General features: G+C 39.7%; 14 protein-coding genes and 2 pseudogenes. All 16 read right to left on the bottom strand.

The window, feature by feature from the left end; translation table 11 throughout:
* Positions 1 to 48: 48 nt before the first annotated feature.
* Entirely contained in the window at positions 49 to 684 is a 636-nt protein-coding gene (locus HMPREF2731_RS10775) for an HAD family hydrolase (RefSeq protein ID WP_002309302.1), read from the bottom strand.
* 11 nt (positions 685 to 695) lie between these two features.
* Positions 696 to 3,424: pseudogene (locus HMPREF2731_RS10770) on the bottom strand (sigma 54-interacting transcriptional regulator).
* A gap of 105 nt (positions 3,425 to 3,529) precedes the next feature.
* The gene (locus HMPREF2731_RS10765; protein ID WP_070872938.1) at positions 3,530 to 4,507 is read right to left on the bottom strand and encodes an SIS domain-containing protein; all 978 of its coding nucleotides are present in this window, start codon (positions 4,505 to 4,507) and stop codon (positions 3,530 to 3,532) included.
* 52 nt (positions 4,508 to 4,559) lie between these two features.
* Positions 4,560 to 5,372 (bottom strand): PTS system mannose/fructose/sorbose family transporter subunit IID, encoded by an 813-nt coding sequence (locus tag HMPREF2731_RS10760; protein WP_002309306.1) that lies wholly within the window; start codon positions 5,370 to 5,372, stop codon positions 4,560 to 4,562.
* 14 nt (positions 5,373 to 5,386) lie between these two features.
* A complete protein-coding gene (locus HMPREF2731_RS10755; protein ID WP_002313784.1) occupies positions 5,387 to 6,166 on the bottom strand; it encodes a PTS mannose/fructose/sorbose/N-acetylgalactosamine transporter subunit IIC in 780 nt (259 codons plus the stop codon).
* Positions 6,167 to 6,185: 19 nt separating this feature from the next.
* Positions 6,186 to 6,656, bottom strand: a complete 471-nt coding sequence (locus HMPREF2731_RS10750) for a PTS sugar transporter subunit IIB (protein WP_002309310.1) — start codon at positions 6,654 to 6,656, stop codon at positions 6,186 to 6,188.
* Complete coding sequence (locus HMPREF2731_RS10745) at positions 6,653 to 7,069, bottom strand: PTS sugar transporter subunit IIA (protein WP_002309312.1); 417 nt, start codon at positions 7,067 to 7,069, stop codon at positions 6,653 to 6,655. Before HMPREF2731_RS10745 ends, HMPREF2731_RS10750 begins: the two co-directional genes overlap by 4 nt.
* A gap of 452 nt (positions 7,070 to 7,521) precedes the next feature.
* The gene (pyrE, locus tag HMPREF2731_RS15405) at positions 7,522 to 8,151 is read right to left on the bottom strand and encodes an orotate phosphoribosyltransferase (protein ID WP_029680876.1); all 630 of its coding nucleotides are present in this window, start codon (positions 8,149 to 8,151) and stop codon (positions 7,522 to 7,524) included.
* 9 nt (positions 8,152 to 8,160) lie between these two features.
* Positions 8,161 to 8,874: pseudogene (pyrF, locus tag HMPREF2731_RS15400) on the bottom strand (orotidine-5'-phosphate decarboxylase); the annotation flags it as partial.
* Entirely contained in the window at positions 8,871 to 9,803 is a 933-nt protein-coding gene (locus HMPREF2731_RS10730) for a dihydroorotate dehydrogenase (protein WP_002309316.1), read from the bottom strand. The pseudogene pyrF and the gene HMPREF2731_RS10730, both read right to left, overlap by 4 nt.
* Positions 9,800 to 10,576: a dihydroorotate dehydrogenase electron transfer subunit gene (locus tag HMPREF2731_RS10725; protein ID WP_002309317.1), complete on the bottom strand. Its 777-nt coding sequence runs from the start codon at positions 10,574 to 10,576 to the stop codon at positions 9,800 to 9,802. Before HMPREF2731_RS10725 ends, HMPREF2731_RS10730 begins: the two co-directional genes overlap by 4 nt.
* A gap of 53 nt (positions 10,577 to 10,629) precedes the next feature.
* A complete protein-coding gene (carB, locus tag HMPREF2731_RS10720; RefSeq protein ID WP_070872936.1) occupies positions 10,630 to 13,815 on the bottom strand; it encodes a carbamoyl-phosphate synthase large subunit in 3,186 nt (1,061 codons plus the stop codon).
* A gap of 4 nt (positions 13,816 to 13,819) precedes the next feature.
* Positions 13,820 to 14,896, bottom strand: a complete 1,077-nt coding sequence (locus tag HMPREF2731_RS10715; RefSeq protein WP_002309321.1) for a carbamoyl phosphate synthase small subunit — start codon at positions 14,894 to 14,896, stop codon at positions 13,820 to 13,822.
* 4 nt (positions 14,897 to 14,900) lie between these two features.
* Positions 14,901 to 16,181, bottom strand: a complete 1,281-nt coding sequence (locus HMPREF2731_RS10710; protein WP_002313786.1) for a dihydroorotase — start codon at positions 16,179 to 16,181, stop codon at positions 14,901 to 14,903.
* An 18-nt stretch (positions 16,182 to 16,199) separates the two neighbouring features.
* Positions 16,200 to 17,126, bottom strand: coding sequence for an aspartate carbamoyltransferase catalytic subunit (locus tag HMPREF2731_RS10705; RefSeq protein ID WP_070872934.1), 927 nt, complete (start codon positions 17,124 to 17,126; stop codon positions 16,200 to 16,202).
* A gap of 12 nt (positions 17,127 to 17,138) precedes the next feature.
* A complete protein-coding gene (locus HMPREF2731_RS10700; protein ID WP_002309324.1) occupies positions 17,139 to 18,422 on the bottom strand; it encodes a solute carrier family 23 protein in 1,284 nt (427 codons plus the stop codon).
* Positions 18,423 to 18,424 lie beyond the last annotated feature (2 nt).

The raw sequence follows: 18,424 nt of genomic DNA, 5'->3' as shown, positions 1-18,424 counted from the left end.
AAAATTTCACGAAGTTTCGGGGCATTAAATCTTTTTCAGATAGTTGAATCAATCTATATCGTAAGTTTCGATTATTTGAATGATATCGTTCAAGTCATCAATCACGATATCTGCTTGTGCCTGATCAAGGGGCAGATCTTGCTTTAATGCAATCGTATATAAATTAGCTGCTTTTGCTGACGCAATACCAACAGGAGAATCTTCTACTGCGATGCAATGTCTACCATCCAATGCATTTACTGCGATTTGATAAATTTCTGGATGTGGTTTGCTTTTAGATAGCTTTTCTCCTGAAATGACAAAATCGAAGTATGGTGCTAAAGCATTCTGTGTCAGCATTTTGTCGATTTCTCTTTGAGGAGAAGAAGAAGCAAGAGCAATTTTGATACTTTTCTTTTTTAAATAATCCAAGATGTCTTCCGCACCCTTTCGCAGTGCTATTTTAAAGTCAATAGGATGTTTTTCCCGGTACGCAAGGTATTCTTTTCTAAGATCAGCTCGTTGGTCTTTTTCTGAGACCAATACTTCCCAAATCCCATTTTCTGTCAGTCCAACGAAATCCAACTTATTCGTCGAACCTGGTAGGATGTTTTTTTCTTTGAAAAATTGCATACGTCGATCAAAATAAAAATTTTCTGAGTCAATTAAGACACCATCCATATCAAAAATCATGCCTAAATTCACAAACCTTCCTCCTATCCATAAATAATTTCATGAATCAATCGTAATTCCAACGTGGAAATCTTGATAGTATACTCACTCTCTATTTCGAAAAAGGCACGATGGATCTGTTCCATTTCTGCACCTGCTTGAGTCGTATATTCCTCTATATCTTCTTGTTCATCCACACTTTCTTTCCTTAAAATTCGTTCAATCATACAGCAGCAATGTAGGTATAGTAAAAACAACTTACTATTAGATAGAGTGATCTCTAAGGTTTCCTCAGCTACGGATACAGCACTTTGCACTAAACGCAACAGTTTGGTTGCGTCCAAAATCGTTAAATTTTCGATGATTTTATTAATTGAAAAACTGAACATCAGCTGTTCTTTTAAATCTTTATCACGTATGTCAAAATAATCTTGTAGAATTGAAATGAACTTCTCAACATCTTCACCGTTAATTAAATGATCAAGACCAATATAAGGAACCTGTTCGATTTTGGGATCTTCTGTTCCTACAATCATCAATACTTCATATATTTGGAAAGGATCCTCATACATTTTATTTTTTTGCAATTTTTTGTAATCATACGGAATAATCGTCAATTCTTTGCAATGATTTTCTAAACAAGATTCCAAAATCTCTTGTATTTGAGTAGCTGAACCTATTCCGGTGTAACAGCAAGTTAAGATTGCCTGTGTTTTTTCTTTTTTTGGTAGTATTAGTTGTTTTTTTACTTTGTTTTCTATATCGATTTTTTGGCTGATTTCTGCGATAGACATTTGTCTTTGAATCAACTGCCCAATCTCCAATACAAGAGGCGTAGAGACATAATCGATAATCAGCAGTGGACCACGTATTTTATCTGCTAGCTTTTTTCCGATTTCGTTCAACGACCCCATATCTACTAATAAAATCAACCCGGCGTCCGTTTGATGATCATTGATAAAGCGAATAACTTGTTCTTCTACTTTAGCTAACGTGATATTGATTGGCATATCATAAGCTTGAAAGATATTCTGCTTCAGTATCCGATTGCCTACGTTCGCCATACTGCTAGCAGTAGAATAACCATGAGCTAAAATGATACTCTTGATTTTCTTTTCTCCTAGCGTGATCTGCAACCCATGAAAATAAAAGGAAATAAAAATCAAATCTTCCTCTTTAAAATCTTGATCTAATTGTCGAGAAATATGTCCTAGTACTTTTTTAGCATACCAATAAGAAGTATCTATGGAACTCGAAACCAATTCTAACAACTTGTCTTTGACACTTTGCCATTCATGATTTTCTGCAATCATATCTGTGTTGTTTTTATGGTAGAGATACTGTGCTAGGGCAATCACACGATTACCATCTTGTTCCAATCCGTAGTTTTCATGCATCCAATCAAAAGTTTCTCGTATCTGATAGGTTAGTACAGAATAAAATGATTCTTCTTTCGAATAACTATCTTTAAAAATAAACTCGTCCATCAAATGATTGATTCGATTTACCGTATGATCAATAAAATCTTTGATCATTAATTCTTGCTTTTCAACTTTTTGATACATTTGCACTATTTTTTCAAATAACTGTCTGATTTGCCTGACTTCTGAAGATTCTAAAAAGACTTGGTTAGCTGTATGCGGCAAATATTGGCGGTCTGATAAAGCTTTAATCGTTTTTTTTAGCTGCTCTTTTAGCTGCATGGTATTTTCAGTTGGAAGATCCTTCAAACGAACTCGAATAGACAGACTATTTTGGTTTTTGGCGTACGCACTACCGCAGACATATTTCACGATGTTCTTTATCTTCCCTACATTGCCTTCTAAGTCACTATTAAGCAAAAAGTCCACTAGTTGATAACTTACATCGATGCGTTTTGACAAAATATTCGCTTCATTGATAAAAAATGTGTCTATCAGTTGCATACGTTCTGATTGCGGACGACGTTCATAATTCGGCAACATGACAATCACTGGCAAACGGCGAATAAAGGTCGGCAAAAATGTTTGATAGACATTCTCAGTTGTTGCAAATATCATACGGACGTTTGCTTTATGTCTGATTGCATTGTCCCCCATCGGTGAAATTTCTCCTGTATCCATAAATGTAAAAAGCTTTTCTTGCCCTTCATCACTTAAGCGGTGAACCTCATCCAAAAATAATACGCCATTATCAGCTTTTCTATCAATCCAATATGTTCTTTTTCTGCTCCGGTAAATGCTCCTTTGACATGGCCAAACAAAGCAGAAGACAAGAGTTCAGGATTGTTGAAATATTGGGCACAATTATAAGAGATAAACGGAGCATCTTTTGGGATGACCTTTTCTGCTACAGCATATTCATAGATTTTTTCTGCTAAAAATGTTTTTCCTGAACCGCTATTGCCCGATAAAAGAATAGGTAACCCATTCCCAGGATAAAGTACTGCTGTTTTTATTTGATCAACTGCTTCTCTTAAGCTGCCATTTGCTCCAATCACCGTTTCTAATGCATTGGCTTTTTCTGCTGCAAATAAGTCTTCCCAAGTTTCATATTCAGATTCTCTGTGAAAAATGCCAAGTTCAGCTAAAGCTTCAACATGTAAAAAAGAGACGGGGTAACTCTTGACCTTGACCAATACTCCTTCTTTCATTCCTTGATTTAAGTAGAAGCTTGTTGTACTTCGATTCAAACCGACATTTTCGCTAATTGATAAAGCTGAAAAATCTTCTGCATGATGCTCACTGTAATTTTTTGTCAGCTCTTTTAAATATTTTTCTACTTTTTTGTTCATGATCAACACCACCCAATTTACTCTTGCTCAATCAATTGTACGAGAATAAGAAACCCTTTTCAATGCAAGGGAAGAAAAGCCGAGGCACTTGGCCTCAGCTCTAGTTTAATACTCTAATTTCCACATATAACGACGCTTTGTCAGTGGATGCTGGCGTACTTCAGCTAATTCTTCTGCATAGACGCGGAATACTGCTGTGATGACGAATGGATTGAAGTAATCAAGAACCTCTTTCGCAATGTGGGCAGACAGTCCCCAATCCAGTGCATCTACAATTTCTATTTTTGCATCGAAACGATTCAAAAAAGTCAGTGCTCGGGCATCCATTTGACGCGTACGACCATCATTCATCAATAAGATAAATGGTACGTCTTTGTCCGTGATTTCAAATGGACCATGGAAAAATTCACCAGAATGGAAAGTACCAGAGTGAATCCATTGCATCTCCATCATTAAACAAATAGAAGTGGAATACGCAACTTCATGAGTCGCTCCTGAACTCATAACATATATCACCTTTTCATTTTTGAAACGTTCGGCGAATTTTTTTGCTTGTAGACGTGCTCCCTTTGCACTTTCTTGCGACAAATCATAAATTTTGTCGAAACCATCCATCATCTTATCGTAGTCTTTATATCCTTCGATCTGATTTAGTAGTTCAACTGCAAGTTCTAAGCAGTAACCTGTTTTTTCTAGTTTTGCTGCGTAATCTTCTGTGAAACGATGATAAATCACATAGTCTGCGTCTTTCGTTAACGGAGAATCTACGCTATGTGTTAAACTAATAACTGTGGCACCTTGTTCTTTCGCTACTGCGTTAGCTTGAACAGTTTCAGGAGTCGTACCTCCCAATGAAGCTGAAATAACTACAGTATGATCGTTGATCGAGCGAGGTGTCGCATAATTGAATTCATTTGCCGTAAAGTGGCTGATACGTAATTTGTTTGCGTTTTGTTCTAAAAAATATTTTGCTGGATATAGATCTGCTTTCGATGCACCACAGCCGACAAATACGATGGACTCCACCTCTTTGTTCGAGATGATTTCTTTGACGATATCTTTTGGACTTAATGTTGAATTCATGTTTGAATTCCTCCTCATACTATTTATTTTTAACCTAAATTAGGTTGGTCCCTTAATTAAAAATCCCGCATAAACTTAGTAAAACACCACCAGCGATACAAATAGTGAGCATCAAACCGGTCCGAACTTTCTTTTGCAACAACCAATACATAAAAAACGTCAGCCCTAAAGGAATCAACTGGGGCATGATATTATCTAAAACATCCTGTAAAACAAACGCCTTGCCGAATCTTAGCGGCGTGGTGATCCCAATCATACTAGCAATCATGGCTCCAATGACCATCAAACCGATAATCGTACAAACATACATCACTTTATCCATCAAACCTTCTTGATACAGTTTCGCTAAATATTTATTCCCAGTATTATAACCAATTTTTCCGCCATAATATGTAACGAAAAAGGACGGAATGAAGGAGATGATAATGGCCAAGATAGGGCCTAAGATACTACCTTGCTGAGCGAGATTGATTCCAAAGCCAAAGGCCAAAACACGTATGGTTCCTTGGAAGAAAGAGTCTCCGATTCCTGACAAAGGGCCCATAAGCGAAGTCTTCAAAGCACTGATGGTTTCCGGATTGAAATTCTCTTGATCTTCGGCATATTGTTCTTCCATAGATGCTGTTAGTCCTAAAACGAATGAACTTGTTTGCGGCGTACAATTGTAGTAAGCCATGTGCCGCTCATAAGCATCGATTTTCTTTTGTTTGTCTTCTGGCTTGTCATAGATTTTATCGATGATTGGTGCAATACCATACATAAATCCCATATTCATTTGTCGTTCGTAATTCCACGAAGCTTGTATTGCCCACGAACGCCAGAAAAATTGCCAATACTTCCAACTATTTTGATCTTTCTTAGTCATAAAAAAACTCCTTTCTATAAATCATCTAAAGGATCAGGTTCGCTTACTGCTGTCCTATTATCTTTACCATTGAATTTGACTTGTGCCATCACAAAGGCCACAATGCAAGCAAAAGCTGCGATACCTGTGATGCTTAATCCGGAGTAAGCTGTGATTAGAAAACCAAGTAATAAAAACGGGATCATTTTTTTCGTCAACATCGTTTGTAACAACAAAGCAAAACCATATGCTGGTAAAATTTTGCTTGCTAAAGTCAGACCATTTGTCAACCATACTGGGATACTGCTCACGATATTTTTCACTAAATCTGTTCCAAAGTAAACAGCTAAAAAGATAGGGATAAAATACATCAGTGAATATAAGACCGTACCATAGATTATGTGGATCCGTCGTGCTCTGCTGAACTTTCCTTCATTGATTAAATTATCTGCCCAATGTGTCAGATTTGAGAGTACCGTCCGCATCAATATTCCAAGCATTTGTCCTAATACAGAGATTGGAATGGCAATAGTCAGAGCAGTTTCAGCATTGGAGCCAGATAGAATAGCAAAAGCTGTAGCAATAATGGACGCCATATTCATATCCGGTGGCGCTGCTGCTCCGATATTTACCAGACCAAGCGACATCAATTCCAGAGAAGCACCAACCAACAAACCTTTTTCCAAGTCACCTAATACTAACCCAACTAACGTACTCACGATTAAAGGCCGTTCAAAATTCATCCTCCCTAGTAGTCTAGAGTCCAAGATGCACATGATTCCGACCAGACCTAAGGCAATCGATTGAAACAACATAACGTAAACTCCTTTCTTTTTAAATCATTGTATTCAAATCCTCTTTTTTGGAGGTTGGAACCTGTTGCATGAACTGTTTGATGCCCATTGATTTTAGTACTTTCGCATCTTCTATCTCATTTTCAGTCAAGAAGATAGCATTACTGAATTGTTTTGATCCTTCTTTTTTTATGATGCCTCCGTAATTGATTTCCTTAACGTTTGAGTAACTTTCGCAAAACTGACGAACATCCTTGGTATTTCCAAAGATCATCATGATGTTTTCACTCAATGCTTCTATTTTAGATATTTTTGTCAAGGTATTTTCAACGGTAAATATATTGAGTTTGATTCCTTGAGGTTTTGATAGTTCTAAAGACATTTTTTTAAATTCATCATTGGCTGCTTCATCATTGACCACCAGAATTCGGTTGATTTGTAAAGATTTACTCCAAGAAAACACCACTTGTCCATGTAACAATCGGTGATCGATACGAATGAACTTGATCATAGATCATCTCCTCCTTCATTTGATTTTTTTAGTAATCGATTGCAATCAATCAATGACTGCCGACTTTCTTCGATAATCAATTCTAAATCTGCAGCAGCAATTGGGTTAACTTGCGTGGCGATTGAAATCACTAAGGGTAGATTCATTCCTGTGATCAAGCGTATTGCTGGCTCTTTCTTTAACAGTCCTATCATTTCATTATTGACACTTCCTCCTAAGATATCTGTGAGAATAAATAGATTTTCTTTTCCTAATTTTGAAACTATACTTTGTATTTGTTGTTCTATCGGCTCATCTTCATCGCGATAAGCCGATAATGCATAAATATTAGTGGCAGGTCCCAAGATCATTTCAGCTGTTTGTTTTAGACCTTGAGATAATGCGCCATGACTAGCTAGAATAATCGTATTCATTTTTATTTCCTCCTCGCTGACAGTTTTATATAAAGCAAATACCGTGCCAACTTCTGTTCAGCCTGTAAAAGCTATAGTTACAACTATTTCCCAACACTTTTATCATTTACTGATAAGTGTTCAATCTATTTTGTAAAAGTGTTGAACTGCTTTTCTACATATATAAAACAAAAATAGCCTCTCGACTGTGGGATAGGAACACAGTTGAGGGGCTGTTTTTGACTCGTTGAAGTCGTTCATACTTTGTGTAATCAGCGCTATTGAAGATCATGCATATGTATTTTATGGATGTATCTCCTCATCCAAATCATCCATGCAGGGTTATGAAAAAAATAAGGATACAGTTACATAAACTGTATCCTTAAAAAATATAACGGTGTAGAGAAATGGTAATTTAGAAATATTCAAAATAATATAGCTTTATTTCTTCAATTATCTAAGTATTTTTGTACTTAAAACTGCCAATTTTCAGGATCTTTTTTCCATTCTTTTAGCAGAGTTAATTCTTGCTCATCGATATAACGATCTTCTAAAGCTGCTTCGATCAATACAGAGTAATTGGTCAACGTCATAAGAGGGATTTCGGCTTTTTCGAAATTTGCTTTTCCTTTTGGCAACTCATACGTAAAGATAGCTGCAACACCAAGGATAGCTGCACCTTCTCTTTTTGCTGCTTCAGCTGCTTCCAAGACGCTACCTCCTGTAGAAATCAGATCCTCGATCACAACCATCTTCTGACCTTCAACTATACGCCCTTCGATTTGGTTGCCTTTCCCATGATCTTTCGCCTTACTTCGAATATAGACCATTGGCAAGTCTAATATTTCCGCTACCCATGCAGCATGAGGAATTCCTGCCGTTGCAGTTCCAGCAATTACTTGTACTTCAGGGAAAGCTTCTTTGATTTTTCTTGCTAAGCCTTTTGCGATCTCTTTTCGGACTTTTGGATAGCTCATCGTGATTCGGTTATCACAGTAAATGGGGCTTTTGATTCCACTTGCCCAAGTAAAAGGATTACTTGGATTTAAAAATACTGCTTCAATCTCTAATAGATCTTTTGCGATACTTTGTTCTACATTCATTTTAGGTTGGCTCCATTCTGTTTGAATCGCTCGGTATGCTTCATAAGGATCAGTTGCCTGTGTGATTGGTCGTCCCACAACGATGAAAGTTGAGCCAATCTCTCTTGCTTGAGAAGGTGTGACTATTCTTGTCTGATCTCCTACGACTGTTCCTTCTGGTCTTATCCCTGGAGTTAAGCAAACAAATTCATCTCCCGCCGTTTCTTTGATCGCTTCTACTTCCCAAGCAGAAGAAACCACACCATCTAATCCTGCTTTTTTGGCACAGTTAGCGTAATGGATCACACTTTTTTCTAAAGGAACTTCGATTAGTTGGTCTGCATGCATCTCCTCTTCACTTGTAGAGGTAAGTTGAGTGATAGCTAGAAGTAGGGGACGTTTCCCACCTTCTGGCGTTCCTTCTTCTAATCCACGCATTGCCGCCTCCATCATGCGAATACCGCCAGCTGCATGAACACATGTGACATCAACACCAAGCTTTGCCAGTCCCCGCATTGCTTTTTCGACCGTATTCGGAATATCGTGAAGTTTCAGATCTAAAAACACATCGTGACCAGCATCTTTTAAATAACGTACGATTTCAGGTCCTTCTTGGTAGAACAATTCCATTCCGATTTTCACAAACAATTTTTCTTCTTCTGGGAAAAAAAGAAGAAAGTCTTCTACTTCTTGCCAAGTTGAAAAATCTAATGCAATGATTGGTCGTTGGTTTAGTTGGTTCATCGTTCACGTTCCTCTCTCACTTCTTTGATTAATCTTTCCAGTGACTCAATACCTAGTTCGTTCATTCGCACTGGGAGCTCTTTGATTAGTTTAGGACAGATATAGGGATCGGTGAAATTCGCAGTCCCTATAGCTACAGCGCTTGCTCCAGCCATAAACATCTCAAGAACATCGTCCACTGTCTGCACGCCGCCCATCCCAATGATTGGAAGATTGGATATACTTGCCACTTGATGAATCAAACGGATAGCGACAGGCTTGATTGCTGGTCCGGATAGTCCACCTGTTTGATTGGCTAAAATTGGTTTTCTTGTCTTAAGGTCAATCCGCATACCAAGTAGTGTATTGATCATTGTAAATCCATCTGCCCCTCCAGCTTCGATTGCCTGAGCGATTGGAACGATGTCTGTCACATTGGGAGATAGTTTGACATAGACAGGAACAGAAGCAACTTTCTTTACTGCTTGTGTTAATTGAAAAGCAACGTCAGGATCTGTTCCAAAAGCGATACCGCCATGCTTGACATTTGGACAGGAAATATTCAGCTCGATTGCTTTCACATTTGGCGCTTCGCCGATTTTGCTACAAACTTCTACATAGTCTTCTTCACAAGCACCAGCAACATTTGCGATGATGGGTAACTCATTGTACTCCTCTAATTCTGGAAGAAGTTTATTCATAACAACGTCTAGACCAGGATTTTGTAAACCAATCGCATTCAACATGCCAGATGGTGTTTCCGCCACTCTCGGTGTGGGATTGCCAAAGCGAGCATTTGGAGTCGTTGCCTTGACCATGATCGAACCAAGCTGATTCAAATCATAGTATTTTCCATATTCTTTGCCAAAACCGAAACAGCCGCTTGCTGGCATGATAGGATTTTTTAATTCTAGGCCAGGAAGTTTGACTGCTAAAGGATTCTCATTCATATAATTACCTCTCCTATTTTAAAAATCGGTCCTTCGTCACAAACTTTCACACTTTTTGTTCCTGTTTCATCTTCCGGCGTATGACAAACGCAAGCATAGCAAGCCCCTATCCCACATGCCATGCGGGATTCTAATGATAACTGGACATTTTGATGCGAAGAAAACAGCTGTTCCACTGTCTTCAATAACCCGTTTGAACCACATGCAAAAACTGCTGTAGGTTTCGTCTTCGTTCCTAATAATAAATTACCGACATTTCCGTGCATACCGTATGTGCCATCGTCAGTAGCGATTCTTGTTTCTCCAAGACGATTAAATTCTTTTTCATAATAAACGACTTCATGTGTGGCAAAACCTAAAAAGTGCGTTGGCTTGATCCCTTTTTTGACTAACTGCTTTGATAACTCATACAGAGGCGGGACACCGATTCCTCCACCGATTATAAATACTTCGTCTCCTGTATGAAGATCAGATAAATCAAAGCCATTACCTAAAGGGCCCATAACATCTAAATAGTCTCCGGCAGAAAGAGTAGAGAAAACGCTAGTCCCCTCACCTTCCACCCGATAGATAATACGGCAAGTATTTGTCTCGTGATCGATATGATTCAAGCTAATCGGTCGGCGTAGCAGCAAGTCTGCACGCGGCACGAGGATATGCAAGAACTGTCCTGGTTGCTGCATTTCTTTTACTAGATCACCTTTTAATGTCATTTCAAAAATCTTTGGTGCCAGCTGTTTTTGCTGAACGATTTCCATCATTTCTTGTTTCATCTGTCCCCTCCTGTAACGGATTTTCTTCTTTCGGTCTTAACATGTATACACCGTTAAATAGGGTTGGTTGAAAATGCACGGGATTCCATCACTCGAACGATCGCATCTGCTGTGTCTAAAGAAGTAAACAACGGAATACCATGTTCGACTGCTTCTCTTCGGATAATGAAGCCGTCTTTAGAAGCATTTCCCCGATCTTTATCAATCGTATTGACAACCACTTGTGTTTTACCATCTCGTATTAAGTCGACTACATTTTTTTCTGCTGCTTCCTCAGAAATTTTCGCAACTGTTTCAACAACCAAACCATGTTTTTCGAAATAGGCAGCTGTATGTTTCGTTCCTATCATACTATAGCCGATTTCTGTAAAACGTTTAGCCAACTCTAGTGCTTCTTCTTTTGTTTCATCCGCAATCGTAAACAATACGGCTCCATATTCAGGCAAGTGTAATCCAGAAGCTTCGAATGCCTTGTACAAAGCTTTGTCTAATTGTCTGTCAGACCCCATTACTTCTCCAGTCGATTTCATTTCAGGCCCTAAGTAAGTATCGACTTTCTGCAATTTAGTAAAAGAAAAGACGGGCGCTTTAACATGGACTTCTTTTGTTTCCTTATAAAGTCCGTTTTCATAACCAAGTGCCTTTAATTTCTCTCCCAAAATAGCTTTCGTCGCAATTTGTGCCATTGGAATTCCTGTCACCTTACTTAAGAATGGAACAGTCCGACTTGCTCGAGGATTGACTTCGATCACATAAACCTCATTTTCATGGATGACGAACTGGATATTCATCATCCCGACACAGTTCAAACCTAATGCTAAACGGATCGTGTAGTCTTCGATCGTTTTCTTGATTGATTCAGATAATGTTTGAGGTGGATACACAGCCATTGAATCCCCTGAATGGACACCGGCACGCTCAATATGTTCCATGATCCCTGGAATGAGTACTGTTTCACCGTCACAAATCGCATCCACTTCGCATTCGCCACCAAGCAAATAGCGGTCCACTAGTACTGGATGTTCTGGAGAAGCTTTCACAGCATGTTCCATGTAGTCTTCTAAATCTCGCTGATTTTCAACGATTTCCATCGCACGCCCGCCTAATACATAGCTTGGACGAACAAGTACTGGATAACCAATTCTCGAAGCGATAACCACGGCTTCTTCTTTACTTGTAGCAGTATCCCCTAAAGGTTGCGGAATATCCAACTCTTTCAGCGCTTGCTCGAATAAATCACGATTTTCCGCACGATCCAAGTCTTCAATCGTTGTCCCTAAGATTTTTACACCAGCAGTAGTCAAAGGTTCGGCTAAGTTGATTGCTGTCTGACCACCGAATTGAACGATTACTCCTATCGGCTGTTCTAGCTCGATCACATTCATCACATCTTCGAAGGTCAATGGCTCAAAATATAATTTATCCGAAATAGAAAAGTCAGTAGAAACTGTTTCCGGATTGCTGTTCATGATGATTGCCTCGTATCCTGCCTGCTGGATTGCTTTGACAGAATGCACAGTCGCATAGTCAAATTCAACTCCTTGTCCGATACGGATAGGACCAGATCCCAGTACTAGAACTGAGGGCTTTTCTGATCGTGAACTTTCATTTTCATATTCATAGGAACTATAAAAATAAGGTGTTTTTGATTCGAATTCCGCTGCACAAGTGTCAACCATTTTATATACAGGAATCAAGTCATTTTCTTTTCTCATCTGGCGAACGGCTTCTTCGCTTATTTCCCACAGCTCCGCCACTTTTTTGTCTGTAAAACCGTTTTGTTTCGCTGTTTTCAATATCCTGTCATCCAACGGCTGCTGTTTCAACTGCTGTTCAATTTCTACGATATGCAACAGTTTATCTAAAAAGAATAAATCGATTTTTGTCAAATCTGCCAATTCTTCTATGGTGTACCCTCGTCTAATAGCTTCAGCTACATAAAACAGGCGATCATCTTGTGCTCGAACCACTTTTTGGATTAGGTCATCGTCCGTGATGTCTGCCAACTCAGGAAGTTCGATATGGTGTGTACCGATTTCTAAAGAACGCACAGCTTTCAATAAAGACTCTTCGATATTCCGACCGATAGCCATCACTTCACCAGTTGCTTTCATCTGCGTACCTAAAAGCCGTTCTCCGTTTTCAAACTTATCAAACGGCCAGCGAGGAATTTTAGCTACAACATAATCTAATGCAGGTTCAAATTCTGCAAAAGTCGTTCCTGTTACAGGATTTTTCATTTCGTCTAATGTTAATCCAAGCGCTATTTTAGCAGCTAGCTTAGCGATCGGATAGCCAGTCGCCTTACTTGCTAACGCCGATGAACGAGAAACACGCGGATTGACTTCAATCACATAATAATTAAAGCTATGTGGATCAAGAGCAAGTTGGACGTTACAGCCTCCTTCGATCTTAAGTGCTCGAATAATCGAAAGAGAAGCATCACGAAGCATTTGATATTCATGGTCAGACAATGTCTGGCTAGGAGCAAACACGATAGAATCACCTGTATGGATACCCACTGGGTCAAAATTTTCCATGTTGCAGACAACGATTGCATTATCAGCCGAATCTCTCATCACTTCATATTCAATTTCTTTAAAACCCGCAATACTTCGTTCAATTAAACATTGGGTAGCTGGGGAAAGACTTAATCCATTTTCTGAGACTATTCGTAATTCTTCTTCATTTTCACACATGCCTCCACCAGTCCCGCCTAAAGTAAAGGCTGGACGAACGATGACGGGGTAGCCGATTTTATTTGCAAACGCTACAGCTTCTTCTACTGTATTGACGATTTCAGACTCGGGGATTGGCTGATTCAATTCTTTCATCAACTGTTTGAATAAATCACGGTCTTCTGCTTGATCGATCGCAGAAAGCTTCGTTCCTAGAAGTTCTATGTTCAATTCTTCTAAAATACCTGATGCTGCCAGCTCCATTGCCATATTGAGGCCTGTCTGTCCGCCTAAAGTTGGAAGGAGAGCATCTGGACGCTCTTTTCGAAGAATCCTTGATACAAATTCAAGTGTGATCGGTTCGATATATACTTGATCTGCCACTTCTTTGTCCGTCATGATCGTCGCAGGATTAGAATTTACTAAAACCACTTCATATCCCTCTTCTTTTAAAGCAAGGCAAGCTTGTGTTCCTGCGTAGTCAAATTCTGCGGCTTGACCAATGATGATCGGACCAGATCCAATCACCATAATTTTCTTGATATCTGTACGTTTCGGCATCTGTTTACTGCTCCTTTCCTGCATCCATCATTTCCATAAATTCATCAAATAAATGTAGTGCATCGTGCGGACCAGGAGCAGCATCTGGATGAAACTGCACACTGAAAGCGGGATAATCTCTGTGTTTGACTCCTTCTACTGTTCCGTCATTTACTTCTACATGGGTTACGATGAGTTTTTCTGAATCAATCGTGGCTTCATCGACTGCATAGCCATGATTTTGAGAAGTAAAATCAATTCTTCCGGTCGCTACTTCTCGTACCGGGTGATTTAATCCTCGATGTCCGAATTTCATTTTATAGGTATCTGCACCGTTGGCTAAAGCAAATAACTGGTGACCAAGACAAATACCAAAAATCGGTACTTTTCCTTGGATTTTTTTGATCATTTCGATTGCTTCTGGCACATCTTTTGGATCACCAGGTCCATTCGTCAGCATGACTCCGTCTGGTGATAACGCTAAAATCGTCTCGGCATCTGTGTTATAGGGAAGTACTGTGAGGTTACAGTTTCTTTTACTCAATTCTCGTAAAATACTATGTTTCAAGCCGAAGTCAATGACGATAACTTTCCGTCCTGTTCCTGGACTTGGATAAGGTTTGTTAGTGGAGACTTGCTGCACTTGATTGGTTGCTAGAACGGTTGCTTTCAGCTGATCAAATGCATGTTCGAAGGAATCTCCAGCATCAACGATACTTGCTTTCATCGTTCCGACTTCACGGATTTTACGAGTAAGGGCGCGCGTATCGATACCTGATATTCCAGGAATCCCTTTTTGTTTCAAAAATGAATCTAGCGTCATTTGGTTTCGCCAGTTTGAAGCTACACGCGCGTGCTCTTTTACTACTACTCCTTTGCATGTTGGAGAAATCGATTCATAATCATCTCTATTTACCCCATAATTGCCCACCATAGGATAGGTAAATGTAATGATTTGACCGTTGAAACTTTGATCGGTGATGGTTTCTTGATAACCAGTCATACTTGTTGTAAAAACGATTTCTCCGAAGACATTTGCATCCGCGCCAAAAGCTTTTCCTTCGAAAACTGTTCCATCTTCTAATATAAGCAAACGTTCCATATTTTTATTCTCCCTTCTGCCACACAAGTTTTCCGTTGACAAAAGTCATTTGTGTTTCACCTTTTACTTTCCAGCCGATAAAAGGTGTATTTTCCCCTTTTGATAAAAAGTCTTCTTTATCGATCGTGCAAGTTTTTGTAATATCAAAAATTGCTACATCAGCGGGTGCGCCGACTGTCAGCGTTCCTGCATTCAAACCAAAAATCTCAGCCGGTTTAACTGCCAGCCAATTGATTACTTGTTCCAATGTGAATTGTCCAGTTTCTACAAAATGAGTGTAGATCAGTTGGAATGCTGTTTCGCTTCCTACTATGCCAAATGGCGATTTCATGAAGCTTTGGCTTTTTTCTTCTAATCCATGTGGGGCATGATCTGTAGCGATACAATCGATCGTGCCGTCAAGCAAACCTTCGATCAAGGCTTCCCTGTCCTTCCGTCCTCTTAGCGGTGGATTCATTTTCCAAAAGCCGAAATCTTCGGGAATATCTTCATCGATCAAAATAAGATGATGGGGCGAAACTTCCGCTGTTACGTGGATTCCTGCTTTTTTTGCGTCTCTGATTACTCGGACACTCTCTTTAGTAGATACGTGGCACACATGGTAATGAACACCAGTTGCTTCAGCTAGCAACAGATCTCTGGCGATTTGAGAAGACTCGGTTACACTTAAGATCCCGGGAAGACCCAGTTCTTCTGCCTTCTTGCCAGCATGCATAACACCGCCAAATAATAAAGATTCGTCTTCTGTATGGGCTACTAGTGCTTTATTGTTTTTCGCAGCTTCTTTCATAGCCAGATACATCGTTCCAGCCGTTTGGACACCTACACCGTCATTTGTGAAAGCAAAAGCACCTTCTTCAATCAGTGCTTCTTGATCAACTAATTTCTCACTTCGCAGATTTTCTGTGATTGGCGCATACTGTAATACCTTCACAACTGCATCTTTTCTAATGATGTCATATACTTGTTTCAGCTTTTCTGCCTTATCAGGTACAGGATTTAAATTCGGCATCGCGCATACAGTAGTAAAACCACCACGTGCAGCTGAGCGAGTTCCAGCTTCGATCGTCTCCTTGTATGTAAATCCTGGCTCTCTCAAATGGACATGGACGTCCACTAAACCAGGTGTGATCAATTGTCCCTTTGCATCAAACACTTCATCAAATTCGGCTTCTGAGAATCCTGTACCGATTGCTTTGATTCGCCCATCTTCTATCCAAATTTCTGCTGGTGTCGTCATATTTTTTCGTGTATTGATCTGACCGTTTTTAATGAGTGTTTTCATTTTTCCATCCTCCTATAATTACGCTTTTCCATTTAGCACTGCTTCTAAGATTGCCATTCTGACAAAGACACCATTGCTCATTTGTTGAACGATTCGTGACTGTAATCCTTCCACTAATGAATCAGCTAATTCCACATCGCGGTTAACTGGTGCTGGGTGCATAATGATTGCATGTTTTTGCAGCTTCTTCGCACGTTCAACTGTTAAACCATATTCCTGATGGTAGCCTTCTTTTGAGAAGCTTTCTTTTCCATCATGGCGTTCGTGTTGCACTCGAAGCATCATCATGACATCAACTTGATCTAGTAGTTCGTCCAATGGCATATAATGTCCGTATACTTCGAATTCATCGTCGTACCATTCTCTAGGACCTGAGAAGAATACTTGTGCACCTAAGCGTTTCAACATCTGCATATTGGATTTCGCTACCCGAGAGTGGGTGATGTCCCCTACAATGGCAACTTTCAGTCCTTCAAAGTGTCCAAATTCTTCATAAATGGTCATCAAATCAAGCAAGCATTGGGTTGGATGCTGTCCGCTTCCGTCTCCCCCATTAATAATCGAGCACTGGATGGTTTTGCTTTGTATCAGTTCGTCATAATAGTTTTCATCACCATGACGGATGACCGCTACATCTACACCTAATGCAGACATCGTCAGTACTGTATCGTATAACGTTTCTCCTTTTTGGACAGAGCTTGTACTTGCTTCAAATTCAATCACTTCAAGCCCTAGTTTTTTCTCCGCTACATCAAAACTTTTATGTGTGCGGGTACTATTTTCGAAAAAGAGGTTTGTAGCAAAGTACTGGCGCTTTTGCGGAGTCCAATTAGCCCCTTGCTTGAATTCTTGCCCTCTGCGAATCAAGCCCATAACTTCTTGGTCATTAAGTGCCTCAACGGTCAATAAATGCTTTAAACTGATACGTTCTGATTTGATGATCATAATGTTTCCTCCTTAGTTTTCTTCGCTTCGTGAAGTTTCTGGTAAGATAAGATTTAAAACGATGCCAAGTACAGTTGCTAACGCCATTGCCGACAATGTAAATGTGCCTACTTCAAAGACAAGTCCGCCAATTCCTACTACTAGTATAACTGAAGCAATCAACAGATTTTTCTTTTTGTCAAAATCGATTTTGTTCTCGATCAAAATCTTCATTCCGCTTGCTGCAATGACACCAAACAAGATAAAACTGATTCCTGAGATGACTGGTCCAGGGATACTTAAAATCAAAGCGCTTAATTTTCCTACGAATCCCAAAACGACTGCAAAAACTGCAGCTCCCCCAATCACAAACACGCTATGGACGCGTGTGATAGCCAGAACACCAATGTTTTCGCCGTAACTTGTTACAGGAGGTCCACCAACGAAGGCTGCTACGATTTGTGCTAAGCCATCACCTGTCAACGTCTTATGAAGACCCGGTTCTTCAAAGAAATTACGTTTAGTTAGTTTATTCAATACCATAAGATGGCCGATATGCTCTGTCATCGTCACAAAAGCGATGGGCGCCATTGTTGTGATTGCTCCAAGATATAGCTTTGGTTCATATTGTAAAAATGGAATCTCAAAGTTAGGAACAGCAAACCAGGCAGCGTCTACGATTGGCTTAGTATCCACGATTCCAAACAGCAAGGCTACGATGTACCCGCTAATAATACCTAGTAAAATCGGAATCAATCCGAGAAAACCTCTTAGCCACATGTTGAAGAAGATGGTCAATCCTAATGTGATCAGTGCTACGGCAATATACTTGAAATCATATGTGCCTTGATTATACATAGCATTTGTTGCTGCATTTGCCGCAAGTCCCAACCCGATAACCATGATGACTGGGCCGACGACGATCGGAGGCAAGATTTTATCTAGCCATGCTGAACCGATCTTTTTGATGATCAGCGCAACAATCAAGTAGACTAATCCAGTTGTGACTGCTCCTTGTGCAATCGCTGGATAACCATCTGTTTTCATCAAAAGCTGCATCGCTGCAATGAAAGCGAAGCTGCTTCCTAAGTACGCAGGTATCTTTCCTTTAGTAGTAAATAAGTACACCAATGTACCTAGTCCTGAACTGACTAGTGCGATACCTGGATCGATCCCTACTAAGATAGGTACTAACACGGTTGCTCCGAACATCGTGAACAAGTGTTGTAAACTTAATCCAACCCAATGTCCTGGGGTTGGGCGATCGTGGATATCTAACACCACGTCATCATTATGAAATCCTTTTTTCTCCGACATGT

This window comes from Enterococcus sp. HMSC072F02 (assembly GCF_001837725.1).
GTDB classification, from domain to species: Bacteria; Bacillota; Bacilli; order Lactobacillales; family Enterococcaceae; genus Enterococcus_B; species Enterococcus_B lactis.
Note: the sequence above shows the minus strand (reverse complement) of the source record. Positions and strands in the feature narration are given on the sequence as shown.